Raw genomic sequence first — 18,309 nt, 5'->3', positions numbered from 1 at the left:
GGCACCGACAAGCGCCGCCGGGACCGCCGGATCAGCCGGATCCACCGCCCGGTCGTCCCGCACGCGTCCGTCCCTCCTGCGCGCGTACCTCCCACGCGCGTACCTCCTGCGCCGTACCTCCTGCGCGTACGGAGACGACCGCGTGAACGTGTTACCCGTAAGGGTGAAGAAGGGCACGAAAAAATCACACCGCGGCCCTTTCCGGCCTCGCGGCCGGTTTCCGTCGCACCGTGCCGCCCGGGTAATGCTCCGCACCCCCGTGTCTAAAGACCGTGTCCAGGCGGTTAAAGCCTTGCTATCGGCACGATGAGAAATTCCTTCAAAAACCCTTACCCCTCCGCCGATCGGCGCGATCCCCCCTGTCGGGTGCCGAAGACTGCTGGGCATGGCAACAACCGTCCTCACCCCGACCGTCCCCGACAGCGCCGATCGCCGCGCGCCGTGGAGATCGCCGGTTGGCCAGCCGGCCTACGCGAGGCCCGCGCTGCTGGTCATCGTCGCGTGCGCGGCCGTGCTCTACGCGTGGGGCATCAATCACAGCCAGTACCACTCGTTCTACGCCAACGCCGTCCGCAGCATGACGACGAGCTGGAAGGCGTTCTTCTACGGTTCATTCGACCCCGGTAATTCCATCACCCTGGATAAACTCCCCGGATTCCTCTGGCCGCAAGCGATTTCTGCCCGCGTCTTCGGCTTTCACCCGTGGGCGGTGACGCTGCCGCAGGTCCTCGAAGGCGTGGCGAGCGTCCTCGTGCTGTACCGCGTCGTACGGCGCTGGGCCGGGGTCAACGCGGCGCTGATCGCCTCGGCGGCCTTCCTCGTGACGCCGGTCGCCGCGGGCCTCTTCCGCACCGCCGTCGAGGACCCCGCGTTCACTCTCTGTGTCCTCCTGGCCGCCTCCGCCACCCAGCGCGCCGCCGCCTCGGGACGGCTGCGGCCGCTGCTGCTCGCGGGCGTGTGGGTCGGGCTCGGCTTCCAGGCCAAGATGCTGGAGGCGTGGGCGGTGCTGCCCGCGCTGGCCGTCGTCTACCTCATGGCGGCGCCGGTCTCGCGGCGCAAGCGGATCGGACACGTGCTGCTGGCCGGGCTGGTGACGGTCGCCGTGTCGGTCTCCTGGATGCTCGCCGTGACGCTGACCCCGGCCAAGGACCGGCCCTACGTGGACGGCACGACGGACAACTCCGTCTTCAGCATGGTCGTCGGCTACAACTTCCTGATCCGCTTCTCGTCGCTCGGCATCAGCGCCGCCTCCACGGGCAGCGTCAGCGCGACGCAGGGCGGCTTCGGCGGCCACGGGGGATCGACGCCGGCGCACTCGGGAGCGGGGGCTGCTTCCGGTGCGGGGGCTGCCTCCGGTGCGGGTGCCGCTTCGGGAGCGGGCGCCGGTCCCGGTGCCGCCTCCGGCTTCGGTGGCTGGGGCGGCGGCGACGGCACGGGCCACGGCCGGACCCACCACTTCGGGGGTACGGGCACGGGTACGGGTACGGGCCGAGGCGGCGCGTTCGCGGGCCACGGCGGTCAGCGGGCCGGTGCGGCGGGCGGCTCGGGGCAGGCTGGTGGCGGCGTGACCGGGGCTGGTGGCGGGGCGGCCGGGGCCAGTGGCGGGGCGACCGCCACGGGCGCCCACCGCGGCGGCGGGGGCGGCGGGTTCGGCGGGGGGCAGCAGGGCTGGTCGAAGATGTTCGGCACGTCGCTGGCCACCCAGACCGGCTGGCTGTACCCGATCGGCGCCATCGCGGTGATCTGCGGCCTGCTGTGGCGGCGCCGCAAGCCGCGCACCGACCTGGTGCGCGCCGGGTTCGTGATGTGGGGCCTGTGGCTGGCCACGTACTTCCTGGTGTTCAGCGCGGGCAGCGTCGGCGGCCACACGTACTACATGGGCGTGGTCGCGGTCCCGCTCGCCGCGCTCACCGGCGGCGGCGTGGTCCAGCTCTGGCGCGCCTACCGGGCGGGCGGCCGGCGCTCCTGGGCGCTGCCCGCGGCCGTGGCGGCGACGGTGACGTGGGGCGCGTACCTGGCCCTGCAGTTCACCTCGTTCCTGCCTTGGCTCGCCCCGACCGAGATCGGGCTCGGGGTGGTGGCGGTCGTGCTGCTGGCGCTCGCCAGGCCCGGTGGCCGGGTCACCGCGCGCGGCCGGATCGCGCTGGCCGGGCTGCTCGCCGGCCTGGCGGCGATGCTGATCGCGCCGTCCGCGTGGGCGGCGCAGGTGTTCAACCCGACGTACGGGCGGATGAGCATGATGGGGTCGGTCGGGCCGACGACGCCGGGCGCCCAGGGCGGCCGCGGGTTCGGCGGGGCCGGCGGCTTCGCCGGGACGCGGGGGGCGGCGGGCGCCGGTGGCGCGCACGGTACCCCGGCCGGGACGACTCGTGCGGGTCGTGGCGGCGGCACGGCGGGCGGGTTCGGCTTCGGTTCCGGTTCGGGCACGCTGACCGCGTCGCAGAAGCAGCTGCTCTCCTACGTCGACGCCCGGCGCGGCAAGGCCGAGTACGTCTTCGCGACGACGAGTTGGAGCACGGCGTCGCCGTACATACTGGCCACCGGCGCCGACGTCCTGCCGCTGGGCGGTTTCACCGGCAAGGTGCCGTCGCCCTCACTCGCCCAGTTCCAGAAGATGGTGACGTCGGGTCAGGTCCAGTACGTGCTGGCGGGCGGCACACGGGGCGGCATGGGCGGCTTCGGAGGCTTCGGTGGCTCCGGCGGCGGGTCCGGTACGACCAGCGCCGCGCAGCGGATCTCCAGCTGGGTGACGTCCTCGTGCACGGCCGTCGCGGCCAAGGACTACGGCGGGAGCGCGGCGGGCGGACAGCAGTTGTACGACTGCTCGCGTCAACACTGAGCCGTTCCGGACCCGTTCGGATCCGAACCGGGCTGTTCGGACCCGTACTGAGGCGTTCGAATCCGTCCCGTGCCGTTCCGGCGCACCAGTGAGCTGCGCGCCACGGCCCTCCCTCGTGGGCCGTGGCGCGCAGCTGTTCACCGTGGAGGAGCGGCCCCCGCCGACCGGTCAGGGCGGCGGCCGTCTCTCACTCAACCATTGATCAATGACTGATCAGTGGTTGATCAACTATTGATCAACGGTGCCCCCAGACCTTCACCGACTCGACCTTGCCGTGGTTGTCGCGCAACGTAGCGGTGTCGAAGCGCTTGCTGAACACGTAGCCGCGCGAGCCCTGGTAGAGGTCGCGGGCGGTGTTGCGGCCCGGGCCGGTGTGGACGACGACGGACTGGTGCGCCCGCAGGACCACGTTGCCGAAGCGGTAGGTGTGCCGCAGGGCCGTGTCGGAGAGGGTCCACCCCTTGAGGTTGACGGACGTGCGGCCCTCGTTGGTGAGGGTGACCGTCTCGGCGTCCAGGCTCCGGGCCGAACGGCTGGTGCCGGGCCCCTCGGCCCGCACCTTGGTGATCGCGACCGCGGGACGCGGGGCCGGCGCGTGCGGGGTGTGCGGAGCGGCGACGGCCGGCAGGGCCGCGGAGGCGGCGATCGCGGCGACGGCCGCGGTGGTCACGGCAAGACGGAGTGACAGTCGGGACATAACGTGAGACCCCCTTGGGCGGGCACAGCCTCGCGACGGTGCCAAATGGTGCGAAATCCCGGCGTGTTGCCGAGGGCTCTCACTTTGTCGTGCCGAACGCCCGGATGTTGAAGGTTGGATGGCCGCGTTACACAACACGGACATATGCACAACCCGGTCAAGCGGAGCACGCGCGCCCCGGCGTACGGACGGCGCCGCGCAACACCGGGTACACGGACCCTTGCGCGGCAAGGCGAGCAGGTCACCAGGGGTGCCGACTCGAGCCCCCGGGACCGCGCGACGGCGTTCTGGGGGACCCACAAGTAACCCACAGGAGGTCTGCCCGGGTTACTCGGGCCGGAGACATCGCGGCCGGGGGCCGTACGCCGAGGGGGGTACGCAGGAAGCCGCCCGCCATACGACGACGTGACGGCGACGCCCGATGAGGATGGTGGGAGTCAGCAACCCACCCCACCACCCTCTCGGCAAAGGAGGCCGTCCCGTGACCGTGCGGACATCGACCGGCGAACGGCGCTCGCCGGACCCGGCGAGGACACCGCGACGCGACGAGGCCACGGCCAGAACGGCGATCGGCCGGGCCCACGGCCGTCACCGGACCCTCCTCATCGCCACCTGCGTGGCGCTGGTCCTGGCCGCGATCGGCGACGAGGCGACCGGCTACGACGGGCCGGGGCCGTTCGTCGACCTGGCGTTCGCCGCGGTGGTGGCGCTGGTGTGGTGGCGGTTCGTCCCGCCGCTCGTCATCGCCATGTGCGCGTTCTTCGTCTTCGGCGGGTTCGCCGACTCCGCGTTCGCGTCCCACTTGGTCGAGCCGGGCCAGGTGCTGGACTTCACCGCCGGCTGGCTCCAGATGCTCGGCTTCGTCGCCGCCGCCGTCCTCGTGACCCTCGCGGCCCGCTCGGCCCGGTACGCCCGCCGCGCGTCCCGTTGACCCCGGTTCCACCCGTGAAGGGATCCATCATGCTTCGTACGCTTCAGCCGCTTCGTCACAGCCGCGGCACCCTCGTCTCGCTCGGCGGTCTGCTCGTCGGGATCCTGGGCCTGGTCGTCCAGTGGTTCGCGGACCCGGCCAAGTTCGGCGGCTTCCCGCCCGGCATCCTGTTCCTCATCGTGTTCGGGCTGCTGACGGCGGTCACCGCCAAGTGGTGGTGGCATCCGGTCTTCGCGGTGTTCATCGCGTTCTGGATCGTCGGCGTCGGAGGCCTGGCGGGTCAGCTGACCCCCAACCTGACCTCGCACAACCCCGGCACGGTGACGGGCAACGTCATCATGACCCTCGGCCTCGCGGTCACCTTCGTCGCGGGCATCCTCAGCATGATCACCGCCCGGCGCACCCGCCGGACCGCCCCCACCGCACCGCTGCGGGCCCACCAGCGGTGAGGGCCCGCAGCGGCGCCACTGCTCCCCCGGGAGGCTGTGCACCCGCCCGGCCACGACGGCGGCGCCCAGCCGCCCCGGGCATCCGGGAGGCGCGTGAACCGCCTGATCGGCGCGGCGCGCAAGGCCCACCGCCCGGCGGCACGACTGCCCCACCAACGAGAAGACCCCGTGTGACCTGCTAGATCTAGCAGGTCACACGGGGTCTTGTTTTCCATGTGGCGGCGCCAGGGTTCGAACCTGGGTAGGCTGAGCCGGCAGATTTACAGTCTGCTCCCTTTGGCCACTCGGGCACACCGCCGGGAAAAATCACCCCGGGACCGCTCAGTGCGGCGCTCCGTGGCGACGACGTAAACGATACCTGATGCCAGGGGGTGGTCCGCCACCCGGTTGATCTGCGCCGGGGCGGTCCGCGGTGGCTAGGCTTGCGGCTGTGGGCGCGCGGCCCTGCCGTACCGCCCGACGCAGTCGCGACGCATCCGGCGCACCCTGACACACCTCACACAAGGAGCCAACTGAACATGGCCGACTCCAGTTTCGACATCGTCTCGAAGGTCGAGCGGCAAGAGGTCGACAACGCCCTCAACCAGGCGGGGCGGGAGATCGCGCAGCGCTACGACTTCAAGAACGTGGGCGCCTCGATCGACTGGTCGGGCGAGAAGATCGAGATGCGGGCCAACTCCGAGGAGCGGGTCAAGGCGATCCTCGACGTCTTCGAGACCAAGCTCGTCAAGCGCGGCATCTCGCTGAAGGCCCTGGACGCGGGCGAGCCGCAGGCCTCCGGCAAGGAGTACAAGATCTTCGCCTCCATCCAGGAGGGCATCTCCCAGGAGAACGCCAAGAAGGTCGCCAAGATCATCCGGGACGAGGGCCCCAAGGGCGTCAAGGCGCAGGTCCAGGGTGAGGAGCTGCGCGTCACCTCCAAGAGCCGCGACGACCTGCAGGCCGTGCAGGCGCTGCTGAAGGGCAAGGACCTCGACTTCGCCCTCCAGTTCGTCAACTACCGCTGACCCGGGGCGGCCCGCCGCCGCCCGGCGCACGCGCCCGGCGGCGTCGGCCCCGCCGGGCGCCGCCACCCGCGCGGTCAGCGAGCCGCCGTTCAGGTCGCCACTTCAGGCGGGCCGCCGTTCAGACCGCCCGGTCAACGGGCCACCGTTCACGCGTCCGCTCCGTTCAGGCGTCAGCGGGTCGCGAACGGCGCGTCCGTCGGCACGATCTCGCGGCCCAGCGGCATCAGGGACAGCGGGATCAGCTTGAAGTTGGCGATGCCGAGCGGGATGCCGATGATCGTGCAGCACAGCGCGATGCCGGTGACGACATGGCCGATGGCCAGCCAGATGCCCGCGAGGACCAGCCAGATCACGTTGCCTATGAGCGAGCCCACGCCCGCGTCGCGTCGCTCGACCGTCGTGCGGCCGAACGGCCACAGGGCGTAGCCCGCGATGCGGAACGCGGCGATGCCGAACGGGATCGTCACGATCAGCACGAACATCACGATCCCGGCGACCGCGTACCCGATGGCCATCCACAGGCCGCACAGGACCAGCCAGATGACGTTGAGAATCGTCCTCATGGTCGCCAACCTGCCATTTCTTCCAACCGCGAGATGCGGTCCGCCATCGGCGGGTGGGTGGAGAACAGCTTCGAGGCGTCGGCCGCCCGGAACGGGTTCGCGATCATCAGGTGACTGGTCGTCTCCAGGCGCGGCTCGGGGGGCAGCGGGAGCCGCTGGGTGCCCGCGTCGAGCTTGCGCAGCGCCGAGGCGAGCGCCAGCGGGTCACCGGTCAGCCGGGCACCGGAGGCGTCGGCCTCGTACTCCCGGGAGCGGCTGACCGCGAGCTGGATCAGCCCGGCGGCCAGCGGGCCGAGCACCATCATCATCAGCAGCCCGATGATGCCAGGGCCCTCGTCGTCCTCCGAGCGGCCGATCGGTATCAGCCAGGCGAAGTTGACCAGGAACATCACCACGGACGCGAGCGCGCCCGCGACCGACGAGATGAGGATGTCGCGGTTGTAGACGTGGCTCAGCTCGTGGCCCAGGACGCCGCGCAGCTCGCGCTCGTCCAGCATCCGCAGGATGCCCTCGGTGCAGCAGACGGCGGCGTTGCGCGGGTTGCGGCCGGTGGCGAACGCGTTGGGGGCCTCGGTCGGCGATATGTAGAGCCGGGGCATGGGCTGACGGGCGGTGGTCGACAGCTCGCGCACGATCCGGTAGAGCGCCGGCGCCTCGAACTCGCTGACCGGGCGGGCCCGCATCGCGCGCAGCGCCATCTTGTCGCTGTTCCAGTACGCGTACGCGTTCGTGCCGAGCGCGATCACCAGGGCGACGAGGAGTCCGGTACGGCCGAAGAAGCTGCCGACGATCAGGATGATCGCGGACAGCGCTCCGAGCAGTACGGCGGTCTTCAGCCCGTTGTGCCGGCGGTGCACGGTCGCCCTCCCAGACGTACGCGGGATCCTCTTCCACCTTCCAGTGGACCCTCCTGTACTGGTCAACGCCACGCGGAGGGCTGGGGTTCCCGCCCCGTGGCCGCCCGGTCACGCTGGGCGGGGGAGCCGGGGCGGGCGGCGGGCAACCGGCGGCGGGGCTCGGCGAGCGGTCGCGGAGGCTCAGCGGCGACGGCGGTCAGGGGGCGACCGCCCGGCTCAGCGGTCGCCGGTGGCGCTCAGCAGGGCGACGGCCGGGCGCAGCGGGCGGGCCGCTGGGCTCAGCAGACGACGGCTGGGCTCAGAAGAGGCTGCCGGAGGCGAAGCGCAGGACGAGCTGCGGTGCGCCCGACAGGGCGACGCCGACGAGCGCGGCCAGGGCGATCGCGGCCGTCAGGGAGACCGGCACCCGGCCGGGCGCCTGCGGCACGGCGACGGCTCCGGACGCACCGGACACGTCGGACGCGGCGGGTACGCCCTCGGCGGCCTCGGCGGCCTCCGCCGCGCCGGAATCCGCCGTCCGGGTGGCGGGCCGCGCGAACAGCAGCGCCGTCCAGCGCAGGTAGTAGTACAGGGCGATCACCACATTGACGGCCATGACGACCGCCAGCCAGCCCAGGCCCGCGTCCACCGCCGTGGAGAAGACCGCCACCTTGGCGAACAGCCCGATCACGCCGGGCGGCAGCCCCGCCAGGCACAGCAGGAAGAACGCCAGCGCGAGCGCCGCCGCGGGACGTGTCGCGTACAGCCCGCGGAAGTCCTCGATCCGCCGCGCCCCGGCGACCAGGGCGACCACCGCGAACGCGCCGAGGTTGACCACCGCGTACATCAGCGCGTACGCGACCGTGGTGCCGACCTCGTGCGCGGGGTCGGCGGCGTACCCGGCGGCGGCGAGCGGCACCAGCAGGTAGCCCGCCTGCCCGATCGACGACCAGGCCAGCAGCCGTACCGCGCTGCGCGGGTGGCCGGTGCGCTGGCGCAGGGCGGCGACGTTGCCGACGCTCATGGTGAGCGCCGCGAGCACGGCGACCGCGGGCCCCCACACGTCCGCGTACGGGCGGAACGCGATGACCGACACCAGGATGAGCCCGGAGAACCCGGCGGCCTTGCCGACCACCGACAGGTAGGCGGCGACCGGCAGCGGCGCGCCCGCGTAGGTGTCCGGCACCCAGAAGTGGAAGGGCGCGACGGCCAGCTTGAAGGCGAAGCCGACCAGAGTGAGGATCACGCCGGTCCTGGCCAGCACCGTCAGCTGCCCGGTGCCGTGCGCCAGGCCCACGGCGACGGCGTTCAGGTGCAGGGAGCCGGTCGCCGCGTACACGAAGCTGACGCCGAGCAGTGTGACCGCGGTCGCCGTCACGGAGGACAGGAAGAACTTCAGCGCCGCCTCGCCGGACATCCGGTCCCCGCGCCGCAGCCCGACCAGGGCGAACGACGGCAGTGAGGTGACCTCCAGGGCGACGACGAGGGTGGCCAGGTCCCGGGAAGCGGGCAGCAGCGCGGCGCCCGCGGCGGACGACAGCAGCAGGAACCAGAACTCGCCGGGCGGCAGGTCGTCCGCGTTGTGCAGCGACAGCAACGCGGTCAGCAGCGCGCCGCCGAGCACCAGCAGCTGCACGGTGACGGTGAAGTGATCGGCCACGTAACTGCACTGGCCCGCCCGGCCCACGACGCAGAACGTGGACCGGTCACCGCTGGTCAGCGGTAGCAGCGACAGCAGGGCGAGCACCAGGCCGCCGACCGACACCCAGCCGAGCACGGGCTTGCGCGCGGCGGGCACGAACAGGTCGGCGACGAGGACGGCCAGCGCGACGACCGCGGTGATCGCGGGCGGTGCGACGGCGATCCAGTCGACGGACTGCACCACGCCGGAGGCGAGTTCGGTCATCAGCTGCCTCCGAGGAGGGTGCGTACGGCCGGGTTGGTCAGCCCGAGCAGGGCGGCGGGCCACAGCCCGGCCAGGACGGTGAGGGCGACCAGCGGCGTCCAGGCGGCGAACTCGTAGCCGTGCACGTCGGTGAGCACCCGGGCCTCGGCGTCGCGCTCGCCCATGCATACGCGCCGCACGACGACGAGCAGATAGCCGGCGGTCAGCAGCGTGCCGAAGGCGGCGAGCGTCATATACGTCAGATACGCGCCGCGATCGAGCCCGGCGGCGGGCCGGAAGGCGCCGAACATCGACAGCATCTCGCCCCAGAACCCGGCCAGCCCCGGCAGTCCGAGGGAGGCGACCGCGCCGAACGCCAGCAGGCCGCCCAGGCGTGGCGCGGCGCCGTACAGCGCGGCGCCGGTGGCTCCGGAGAGCCGGTCGAGGTCGGTCGTGCCGTAGCGCTCCTTGACCGCGCCGACCAGGAAGAACAGCAGGCCGGTGATGAGGCCGTGGGCGACGTTGGCGAACAGCGCGCCGTTGACGCCGGTCGGGGTGAGGGTGGCGATGCCGAGCAGTACGAAGCCCATGTGGCCGACCGAGGAGTACGCGATGAGCCGCTTCAGGTCGCCCTCGGCGCCCTGGCGGGCCAGCGCGAGGCAGGCCAGCGAGCCGTAGAGGATGCCGACGACCGCGAACGCCGCCAGATACGGCGCGAAGGTGTGCGCGCCGTAAGGGGTGATCGGCAGCACGATGCGGACGAAGCCGTAGGTGCCCATTTTCAGCAGTACACCGGCGAGCAGGACCGAGCCGGTGGTCGGCGCGGCAGTGTGGGCGTCCGGCAGCCAGCTGTGCAGCGGCCACATCGGGGCCTTGACCGCCAGGCCCAGGCCGATGGCGAGGGCGGCGATGATCTGCGTGCTGTGGCTGAGGCCCGATCCCTTGTCAGTGGCGAGTGTCACCATGTCGAAGGTGCCCGCCTTGAACCCGACGAGCAGGAGGCCGAGCAGCATGACGACGGAGCCGAGCAGCGTGTAGAGGATGAAGCGGAAGGCGGCGCGTTCCCTGCCGTCGCCTCCCCAGCGTCCGATGAGGAAGTACATCGGGATGAGGACCATCTCGAACGCCAGGAAGAACAGGATCAGGTCCAGCACGGCGAACGAGGCGAGCGTGCCGCCTTCGAGCAGCAGGATCAGCGCGACGAACGCCTTGGCCGTCGGGCCTTCCGGCATCTTGTAGTACGCGTGCAGGGCGCACAGGAAGGTGAGCAGCGCGGTCAGCACGATCAGCGGCAACGACACGCCGTCCACGCCGAGGTGGAGGCGGATGTGCAGCGCCGGGATCCAGCTGACGTCGGTGGTGCCCTGCATACGGGACGGCTGGGCGCGGTCGAAGCCGACGGCCAGCGCGATCGACAGCGCGAGGACGGCGCCGGTCACCAGGACGCCGTGGCGCAGCACCGCCTGCTCGGGGTCGCGGCCCTTGAGTCCGGGGGGCGCGGGCAGCAGCGCGCCGAGGGCGCCGAGCAGCGGCAGGACGACGACGGCCAGGAGCAGGACCTGAAGGACGGTGTGGTTCACGGCTCACGCTCCGCTGGCGACGAGGACGGCGAGGACGGCCAGGACCACCGAGCCGCCGAGCAGCACGCTGAGGTAGGTCTGCACGTTGCCGGTCTGGGCGCGGCGCACCAGCAGGCCCAGCAGCCGGGGGACGCCGCCCGCGGTGCGCACGTAGGTCTCGACGACCTCGCGGTCCAGGAACCGCACCAGGCCCGCGGCGGCCAGCACCGGGCGGACGAACGCCTTGCTGTAGAGCACGTCGAGGCCGAAGCCGTGCACGGCGTACCGGTGCAGCGGCCCGAGCAGCAGGCGTCCGGGGTCGGCGGGGTCGGGCGCGCCGGCGATGTCGCCGTACACCTGGGGGTGCGCGGCGATCGCGGCGGCCTCGGTGGCGGCGGGCTCGACGCTGTCGGGCGCGACGACCGCGCCGATCGGCACCCGGTTGGCGCGCGTCTCGGTGTGCCGCCAGGCGGCGTACGTGACCAGCACGCCGACCAGCGCGAGGCCGACGCCGAGGACGGAGGTGGCGAGGGTGGGCGCCAGTGAAGTGCCGTCGAACCACTGCGGCAGCTTGCCCGCGGTCACGCCGAGGGCGAGCGCGGGGATCGCGAGCAGCCACAGGACGGCGTTCATCACGACCGGCGTGCGGAAGTGGTTGTCAGTGGGGGCCGGTACGCTCGTCTCGCCATCGCGCTGCTGACGTGCTCTCCGCGTCTGCGGAGGTGAACCCGCGAGCAGGAACAGGCGCGTCGCGTAGGCGGCGGTCAGCAGGGCGGTGAGCAGTCCCGCGACCAGTACGGTCCAGCCGACCGCCGACGGCACGTGGGCCTGGTGGCCCTCGGCCGCGTACTCGGCGGCACGCAGCACCGACTCCTTGGAGAAGAAGCCGGAGAACGGCGGCAGGGCGGCGAGGGCGGCCAGCGCGACGGCCATCGTCCACATGGCGTCCGGCACCCGGGAGCGCAAGTCCCGCATGCGGGACATGGTGGCCAGCGAGTTGGTGCCCGCCGCGTGGATGACCACGCCCGCGGCGAGGAACAGCAGCGCCTTGAACGCGCCGTGGGTGAGCAGGTGGAAGACGGCGGCCGAGCGGTTGCCGACGGCGAGGGCGCCCGCCATGTAGCCGAGCTGGCCGATGGTGGAGTACGCGAGCACCCGCTTGATGTCGTCCTGCGCGAGGGCCGACAGCGCCGATCCGATCATCGTCACGGCGGCCATCGCGGCGAGGACGGCCAGGGCGGCGGAGGACAGCTCGAAGACCGGCAGCAGCCGGGCGACGAAGTAGATGCCGGCGGCGACCATGGTGGCCGCGTGGATCAGCGCGGAGACCGGGGTGGGACCGGCCATCGCGTCGGGCAGCCAGGTGTGCAGCGGGAACTGCGCCGACTTGCCCGCGACGCCGCCGAGCAGCAGCAGCGCGATGAGGGTGGGGTGGTGCAGCTGCCCGGAGGCGGCCGCGGTCAGCACGCCGTTGATCCGGAACGTCCCGGCGTCGGCGCCCAGCGCGAAGATGCCGATGAGGAACGGCACGTCGCCGAGCTTGGTCACCAGGAACGCCTTCAGGGAGGCGGCCCGCGCCTCCGGCGTCTCCCAGTAGTGGCCGACCAGGAAGTACGAGCAGATGCCCATGACCTCCCAGCCGACCAGCAGCACCATCAGGTCGCCGGAGTAGACGACCAGCAGCATGGCGGCGGTGAAGAGCGAGACCAGGGCGGCGTACGAGGAGTAGCGCGGGTCGTCGCGCAGGTAGCCGGTGGAGTAGATCTGCACGCAGGAGGCGACCAGCGTGACGAGGACGGCGATCAGTACCGAGAAGCCGTCGAGGTGGACGGCGAGGTCGACGGGGACCGAGCCGGTCGGGGTCAGCCGCGTTCCCGCGTCGGTGGCCGGGCCGGTGCCCTGCCGGACGGCGACGGTCACCGCGAGGGCGAACGCGAGCAGCGTCGGCAGCACGGCGAGCGGCCGGACGAAGCCGGGCGCGGTGCGGCCGAGCAGCAGGCCCGCGACGGCGCCGAGGAAGGGCAGCAGGGGGACGAGGACGGCGAGGGTCGTCAGGGTCACGCGGTCTGCCCCCTGGCGGGAAGTGCCTGGTCGGCGGTGGTTTCATCGGGATTGTCAGTGCCGGGTGCGATGCTGGCGGAGCCGGGGCCGCCGAAGTGCACGGGCCCGGGTTCGGTGCCGGTGTCGGCGAGGTCGGTGAGCTGGTCCACGTCCGAGGTCCCACGGTTGCGGTGGACGAGCAGCACGATCGCCAGCCCGATGCCGATCTCGGCGGCGGCGATGGTGATGGTGAAGAGCGTGAGCGCCTGGCCCGCGTGCAGCGTGTCGCGGAGCCAGACGTCGAACGCGACGAGGTTCAGGTTGACGGCGTTGAGCATCAGCTCGACGGACATCAGCACCAGGATCGCGTTGCGCCTGGCGAGGACGCCGTACAGGCCGACGCAGAACAGGAGGACCGCGAGGACGGCCGGATAGGCGAGGTGCATCAGCGCTCCCTGCCGGTGCGCTTGGACAGGACGATCGCGCCGACCAGCGCGGCGAGCAGCAGCACCGACAGCGCCTCGAACGGCAGCACCCAGTGCCGGAAGAGGATCGCGCCGGTGACCTCGGTCGAGCCCTGGGCCGGGCCGCCCAGGTCGATCCAGGTGGTGCGGAACGCGTCCACCACCACCCAGACCAGGGTCCCGGCCGCCGCGACGGCCACCGCGAGCGCCACCCAGCGGTTGCCCGAGTCGGCGTCCGGGGAGCGGCCGATGGGCGCCTTGGTGAGCATCAGCCCGAACAACAGGAGGACGACCACGGAACCGACGTAGATCAGCACCTGCACCCACGCGATGAACTCCGCGGTGAGCAGGAGGTACTCCACGGCGAGCCCGCCGAGCGCGACGACCAGCCACAAGGCGGCGTGCACCAGTTGGCGGGTCGTCACGGTGAGCAGGGCGGCGCCGAGGGTGGCGAGCCCGACCAGGACGAAGGCGACCTCGACCCCGGTCGGGGACAGGAAGCCCGGATGCGCGGCGGCGAGGTTCACGCGTCGCCCTCCTGCGGGGGTTCGGCCTGCGGGCCCTGGGGAGCCTGCGGCGAGTCGGCCTGCGTGCCGTCGTCGGCCTGCGCCTGCGTACCGGCCTGCGCCTGCTCTGCCTGCTGTGCCTGCGCGGCCTGTTCCGCGGCGAGCTTGTCGGCGGTCTTGCGGGCGGCGGCGATCTCCTTGGGATCCTCCGCCGCCGGGTCCAGCGCGGGCGGCGCGGGGACGGTCCACATCCACTCGCGCAACTTGTCGCGCTCGTGGGTCAGCTCGTGGATGTCGGTCTCCGCGTACTCGAACTCCGGCGACCAGAACAGCGCGTCGAAGGGGCACACCTCGATGCAGATGCCGCAGTACATGCACAGCGCGAAGTCGATGGCGAAGCGGTCGAGGACGTTGCGGCTGCGTTCGCGTCCGCCGGGCGCGGCGGGCGGCACCGTCTCCTTGTGGGAGTCGATGTAGATGCACCAGTCGGGGCACTCGCGGGCGCACAGCATGCAGACCGTGCAGTTCTCCTCGAACAGGCCGATGACGCCACGGGTGCGCGGCGGCAGTTCGGGCTGCGCGTCGGGGTACTGCGCGGTGACCGAACGCCGGGTCATCGTGCGCAGGGTGACGGCGAGGCCCTTGGCCAGGCCACGGCCGGGGACCGGACTCATGAGATCACCACCTTGACGACGCCGGTGAGCGCGATCTGCGCGAGGGAGAGCGGGATCAGGATCGTCCAGGCGAGTTTCTGCAACTGGTCCTCGCGCAGCCGCGGGTAGCTGACCCGCAGCCAGATCACGACGAACGCCAGCAGGCCGGTCTTGACCAGCGTCCACAGCCAGCCGAGGCTGCCGGACATCGGCCCGTGCCAGCCGCCGAGGAAGAGCACGGCGGTCAGCGCGCACAGCACGACGATGCCCGCGTACTCGGCGAGCAGGAACAGCGCGAAGCGCAGCCCGGTGTACTCGGTGTAGGCGCCGAAGATGATCTCGGAGTCGGCCACCGGCATGTCGAACGGCGGGCGTTGCAGCTCGGCCAGGCCCGCGGTGAAGAAGACCAGCCCGCCGACGATCTGCCAGGGGATCCACCACCAGTGGAAGGCATCCAGGATGCCGGGCAGCGAGACGGTGCCGGCGGCCATCGCGACCGAGGCGGCGGTGAGCAGCATCGGCACTTCGTACGCCATCAGCTGCGCGGCCGTGCGCACACCGCCGAGCAGGGAGAACTTGTTCGCCGACGCCCAGCCCGCCATCAGCGACCCGAGCACGCCGACGCCCATCACGGCGAGCACGAAGAACAGCCCGGCGTCGACCGCTTCGCCGACGAAGCCGTGCGGGCCCACCGGGATCGCGATCAGTACGAGCAGGTACGGCAGCAGGGCGACAGCGGGGGCGAGCTGGAAGACGCGGCGGTCGGCGGCGGCCGGGACGACGTCCTCCTTCTGCGCGAACTTCACACCGTCGGCGACGAGTTGCGCCCAGCCGTGGAAGCCGCCCGCGTACATCGGGCCGAGACGGCCCTGCATGTGGGCCATCACCTTGTGCTCGGTCTGGCCGACGACCAGTGGCAGGACGAGGAAGACGACGAGGACGGCGACCAGCCGCAGGACGACGTCGAGCGTGCTGTCCATCAGGCTTCGCCTCCCTCTCCGGTCTCGGGCGGGGTGTCCCCGGCACCGGGTGCCTTCGGCTCCTCGGGCGACGGTTGCTCGGTCTGGGGTTGCTCGGTCTGCGGTTGGTCGGTCTGCTGGGCCCAGGGGGCGTCGGACGGGCGCTTGCGCGGGGTGGGGCGTGCGGGCGGCGTGGACTCCGCCTCGGGCGTGGCCTCGCCGCCTGCCGCCGCCTGCTGGCTCGCGGAACCCTGGCTGACGCTGCGGGTGCGGCGGGCCGGGCGTTCGCCGGGGGCCGCCGCCGCGCGGGCGCCACGGGCCGGGCGGGCGGGCGCGGGCGGGAGCTGGCCCTTGAGCGGTCCCCACTCGTTCGGGTCGGGGACGCCCGGCGGCAGCATCTGGCGGCGCTTGGGGCCGCCGTGGTCGGACTCCCCCGGCTCCTTGGCGCCGGGCCACGCCTTGGCGACCCGGGCGGCGAGCACGAAGTCCTTGCGCAGCGGATGCCCCTCGAAGCCCTCCGGCAGCAGCAGCGGAACGAGGTGCGGGTGGCCGGTGAAGGCGACGCCGAACATCTCGTACGTCTCGCGCTCGTGCCAGCCCGCGCCCGCGTAGACGCCGGTGGCCGTCGGCAGTTCCGGCGCCTCGTGCGGGACGGTGGTGCGCAGCACCAGGCGCCGCAGCGGCGTGCCGGAGGCGGGCAGGGCGGCCAGGTGGGCGCAGATACGGAAGCCCGTGCCGGGCTCGTCGACCGCGCTCAGCCAGTCGAAGTACGTGCAGCCCAGCGTGTCGCGCGCGGCCTGGAGGGCCGTGATCCAGGACGCGGCGGGCACGTCCACGGTGAGCAGGCCGTACGCCTCCTCGGCCGTGGCGCCCTCGCCGAAGACCTCGGCGGCGGCGTCCGGAAGCCGGTCGAAGCCGTTCACCGCTGCTCCTCCCCCGGCGTGGGCGGCGCGGCGACCAGGCCGCTGCCGAGCGCGGCGGCGGACGGACGCGCACCGGCGTCGACCGCGGCGGCGTCCGTGGCCCCGGCGGCGTTCCCGTACCGCTCGCCCAGCGACTCGCGGGCGATCTTCTCCTGGAGCTTGAGGATGCCCTGGAGCAGCGCCTCGGGCCTCGGCGGGCAGCCGGGCACGTAGACGTCGACCGGGATGATCTGGTCGACGCCCTTGGTGACCGCGTAGGAGTCCCAGTAGGGGCCGCCGCAGTTGCTGCACGCGCCGAACGAGATCACGTACTTCGGCTCGGGCATCTGCTCGTACAGCCGTTTGACGGCCGGGGCCATCTTGTCGGTGACGGTGCCCGAGACGATCATCAGATCGGCCTGCCGGGGGCCGGGCGCGAAGGGGATTACGCCGAGCCGGATGAAGTCGTGCCGGGCCATCGACGCGGCGATGAACTCGATCGCGCAGCAGGCGAGGCCGAAGTTGAAGACCCACAGGCTGTAGCGGCGGCCCCAGTTGAGGACCACCTTCATCGGCTCGGGGGCGAGCCGGGCCAGCGTGCCCAGGCGTTTGGGCTCGGGCAGGTACACCGGTGTGGCCCCGGCCGCGGGGGTCGGGTCCGGCGTGGCGGAGGCGGATGCGTGGTCCTGGTTCACGTCCATTCCAGGACACCCTTCTTCCATGCGTACAGCAGGCCGACGGCGAGGAAGCCGATGAAGACGAACATCTCGACGAGAGTCGTGCCGCCGAATCCCGGCGCGGCGAAGACCGTGGCCCAGGGGAACAGGTAGATCGCGTCCACCGCGAAGATCACGTAGAGGAACGCGTACACGTAGTAGCGGATCTGGGTCTGGGCCCAGCCCTCGCCGACCGGGTCGACGCCGCATTCGTACGTGAGCATTTTCTCGCGGGTGGGCGCCACCGGCCGCAGCAGGTGACCGGCCGCGAAGGCGACGGCGACGAAGAGCACGCCGACCACCGCCACCAGGCCCACCACCGAGTAGGTGTGGAAGTAGCTCTCGGCGAAGTAGCTCTCGGCGCGCGCGGCTGCCACGGTCGACTCCGGCACGTCCACCCCTCATCCGTCACGGTCGGGACCCCACCGGCATACGGTCGGGTCCGCCCAGTATCCGTCCAGCCACCTGGGCGAATCTTTAGACGATCTGTACGCACGGGAGTCTAGAGCCTGCCTTGCGTGAGCGAGGACGAGGGGAACCGCGGGCGGCGGCCGGTAGGGAAAACCCCACCCGCGTCACCCCACGCTCCCCATGGCGCCGGGGCCCCGCGTCCGGGCAGTCTGGGCGCATGAACACCCCGTCCACTCCCGCCGGCTCCACCGGCCGCTCCGGCGCTTCCGGCGCTTCCGGCGCCTTCGATGGCGCGGGCCTGTCCGGCGCGGGGTCGTCCGCCACCGACTCGTCCGCCCCCGACCCGTTCGCCACCGGTCCGTCCGGCCGCTCCGGTCAGGGGGACGCTCCGCTGCCGCCCGCCCGGACGTTCAGCGGCGCGACGTGGAAGGAAGTCGCGCACCTACTGCTCAATTTCCCCGTGGACCTGTTCGGCTTCCTCTACGTGGTGGTGCTGCTGTCGCTGGGCGCCGGGCTGTCGGTGACGGTGATCGGGCTGCCGCTGCTGGCGGGCGGGCTCGCCGGGTGCCGGGGGCTGGGACGGCTGGAGCGGCGCCGGGTGCGCGGGCTGCTGGGTGTGCGCATCGACGAGCCGAGGCCGCTGCGGGCCGGGCGGCTGGGGTTCTTCGGCTGGCTGTGGTCGTCGATCAAGGATCCGGTGGCCTGGCGGCACGCCTTGTACTTCGTGATCCGGCTGCCGTGGGGCATCCTCACGTTCGTCCTGATGCTCGTCCTGGTCATCGTCGGCTGGCCGGTGCTGCCGTGGGTCGCGCGGGGGCTGGCCAACGCCGACCGGGCGATGGCCCGCGCGCTGCTCTCGCCCTCCGACGAGCTGGAACGGCGGATCGCGGAG

General features: G+C 72.2%; 18 protein-coding genes and 1 tRNA gene. 5 read left to right on the top strand and 14 right to left on the bottom strand.

Features of this window, described 5'->3' with window-relative positions; all coding sequences use genetic code 11:
* The first annotated feature begins 385 nt into the window (after positions 1 to 385).
* On the top strand, positions 386 to 2,839 hold the full coding sequence (locus K7472_RS02765; protein ID WP_222973588.1) for an ArnT family glycosyltransferase: 2,454 nt from the start codon (positions 386 to 388) through the stop codon (positions 2,837 to 2,839).
* A gap of 235 nt (positions 2,840 to 3,074) precedes the next feature.
* Here the strand turns inward: K7472_RS02765 and K7472_RS02760 are convergent, their stop codons facing one another.
* Positions 3,075 to 3,509, bottom strand: a complete 435-nt coding sequence (locus K7472_RS02760; RefSeq protein ID WP_308013744.1) for a lamin tail domain-containing protein — start codon at positions 3,507 to 3,509, stop codon at positions 3,075 to 3,077.
* Between the two features lie 508 nt (positions 3,510 to 4,017).
* On the opposite strand from K7472_RS02760, the gene K7472_RS02755 reads away from it, so the two are divergent.
* Together K7472_RS02755 and K7472_RS02750 are read left to right on the top strand one after the other, a co-directional pair.
* Positions 4,018 to 4,467, top strand: a complete 450-nt coding sequence (locus tag K7472_RS02755; RefSeq protein WP_222973586.1) for a hypothetical protein — start codon at positions 4,018 to 4,020, stop codon at positions 4,465 to 4,467.
* Between the two features lie 29 nt (positions 4,468 to 4,496).
* Positions 4,497 to 4,916, top strand: a complete 420-nt coding sequence (locus tag K7472_RS02750) for a hypothetical protein (protein ID WP_222973585.1) — start codon at positions 4,497 to 4,499, stop codon at positions 4,914 to 4,916.
* Between the two features lie 216 nt (positions 4,917 to 5,132).
* Here the strand turns inward: K7472_RS02750 and K7472_RS02745 are convergent.
* A tRNA-Tyr gene (locus K7472_RS02745) sits at positions 5,133 to 5,214 on the bottom strand.
* Between the two features lie 220 nt (positions 5,215 to 5,434).
* On the opposite strand from K7472_RS02745, the gene K7472_RS02740 reads away from it, so the two are divergent.
* Positions 5,435 to 5,923: a YajQ family cyclic di-GMP-binding protein gene (locus K7472_RS02740; protein ID WP_222973584.1), complete on the top strand. Its 489-nt coding sequence runs from the start codon at positions 5,435 to 5,437 to the stop codon at positions 5,921 to 5,923.
* 170 nt (positions 5,924 to 6,093) lie between these two features.
* Here the strand turns inward: K7472_RS02740 and K7472_RS02735 are convergent, their stop codons facing one another.
* The 12 genes from K7472_RS02735 to K7472_RS02680 form a co-directional block, all read right to left on the bottom strand.
* A complete protein-coding gene (locus tag K7472_RS02735) occupies positions 6,094 to 6,486 on the bottom strand; it encodes a YccF domain-containing protein (RefSeq protein ID WP_222973582.1) in 393 nt (130 codons plus the stop codon).
* A complete protein-coding gene (htpX, locus tag K7472_RS02730; protein WP_222973579.1) occupies positions 6,483 to 7,343 on the bottom strand; it encodes a zinc metalloprotease HtpX in 861 nt (286 codons plus the stop codon). Before htpX ends, K7472_RS02735 begins: the two co-directional genes overlap by 4 nt.
* 298 nt (positions 7,344 to 7,641) lie before the next feature.
* Positions 7,642 to 9,228, bottom strand: coding sequence for an NADH-quinone oxidoreductase subunit N (locus K7472_RS02725; protein WP_222973577.1), 1,587 nt, complete (start codon positions 9,226 to 9,228; stop codon positions 7,642 to 7,644).
* Positions 9,228 to 10,787, bottom strand: coding sequence for a complex I subunit 4 family protein (locus tag K7472_RS02720; RefSeq protein WP_222973575.1), 1,560 nt, complete (start codon positions 10,785 to 10,787; stop codon positions 9,228 to 9,230). Before K7472_RS02720 ends, K7472_RS02725 begins: the two co-directional genes overlap by 1 nt.
* A gap of 3 nt (positions 10,788 to 10,790) precedes the next feature.
* On the bottom strand, positions 10,791 to 12,827 hold the full coding sequence (locus K7472_RS02715) for an NADH-quinone oxidoreductase subunit 5 family protein (RefSeq protein ID WP_222973573.1): 2,037 nt from the start codon (positions 12,825 to 12,827) through the stop codon (positions 10,791 to 10,793).
* Positions 12,824 to 13,252, bottom strand: a complete 429-nt coding sequence (nuoK, locus tag K7472_RS02710; RefSeq protein WP_222973571.1) for an NADH-quinone oxidoreductase subunit NuoK — start codon at positions 13,250 to 13,252, stop codon at positions 12,824 to 12,826. The genes K7472_RS02715 and nuoK overlap by 4 nt, the downstream gene beginning before the upstream one ends.
* Complete coding sequence (locus K7472_RS02705; protein ID WP_109448637.1) at positions 13,252 to 13,797, bottom strand: NADH-quinone oxidoreductase subunit J family protein; 546 nt, start codon at positions 13,795 to 13,797, stop codon at positions 13,252 to 13,254. The genes nuoK and K7472_RS02705 overlap by 1 nt, the downstream gene beginning before the upstream one ends.
* Positions 13,794 to 14,450 carry a NuoI/complex I 23 kDa subunit family protein gene (locus K7472_RS02700; protein WP_222973568.1) on the bottom strand — a complete coding sequence of 219 codons (657 nt, stop codon included), beginning with the start codon at positions 14,448 to 14,450 and terminating at the stop codon, positions 13,794 to 13,796. Before K7472_RS02700 ends, K7472_RS02705 begins: the two co-directional genes overlap by 4 nt.
* Positions 14,447 to 15,409, bottom strand: a complete 963-nt coding sequence (locus tag K7472_RS02695; RefSeq protein WP_222973567.1) for a complex I subunit 1/NuoH family protein — start codon at positions 15,407 to 15,409, stop codon at positions 14,447 to 14,449. Before K7472_RS02695 ends, K7472_RS02700 begins: the two co-directional genes overlap by 4 nt.
* A complete protein-coding gene (locus K7472_RS02690; protein WP_222973566.1) occupies positions 15,409 to 16,311 on the bottom strand; it encodes an NADH-quinone oxidoreductase subunit C in 903 nt (300 codons plus the stop codon). Before K7472_RS02690 ends, K7472_RS02695 begins: the two co-directional genes overlap by 1 nt.
* Positions 16,308 to 16,991 carry an NADH-quinone oxidoreductase subunit B gene (locus tag K7472_RS02685; RefSeq protein WP_222973565.1) on the bottom strand — a complete coding sequence of 228 codons (684 nt, stop codon included), beginning with the start codon at positions 16,989 to 16,991 and terminating at the stop codon, positions 16,308 to 16,310. The genes K7472_RS02690 and K7472_RS02685 overlap by 4 nt, the downstream gene beginning before the upstream one ends.
* A complete protein-coding gene (locus tag K7472_RS02680) occupies positions 16,982 to 17,398 on the bottom strand; it encodes an NADH-quinone oxidoreductase subunit A (RefSeq protein WP_372457891.1) in 417 nt (138 codons plus the stop codon). Before K7472_RS02680 ends, K7472_RS02685 begins: the two co-directional genes overlap by 10 nt.
* A gap of 236 nt (positions 17,399 to 17,634) precedes the next feature.
* Here K7472_RS02680 and K7472_RS02675 point away from each other — a divergent pair.
* Positions 17,635 to 18,309, top strand: a 675-nt coding sequence (locus tag K7472_RS02675) for a sensor domain-containing protein (protein WP_222973564.1), incomplete at its 3' end; no start/stop codon positions are given.

It is taken from the genome of Streptantibioticus parmotrematis (assembly GCF_019890615.1).
Lineage (GTDB): Bacteria > Actinomycetota > Actinomycetes > Streptomycetales > Streptomycetaceae > Streptantibioticus_D > Streptantibioticus_D parmotrematis.
The sequence above is the reverse complement of the archived record's forward strand: the minus strand, read 5'-3'. Positions and strand labels throughout refer to the sequence as shown.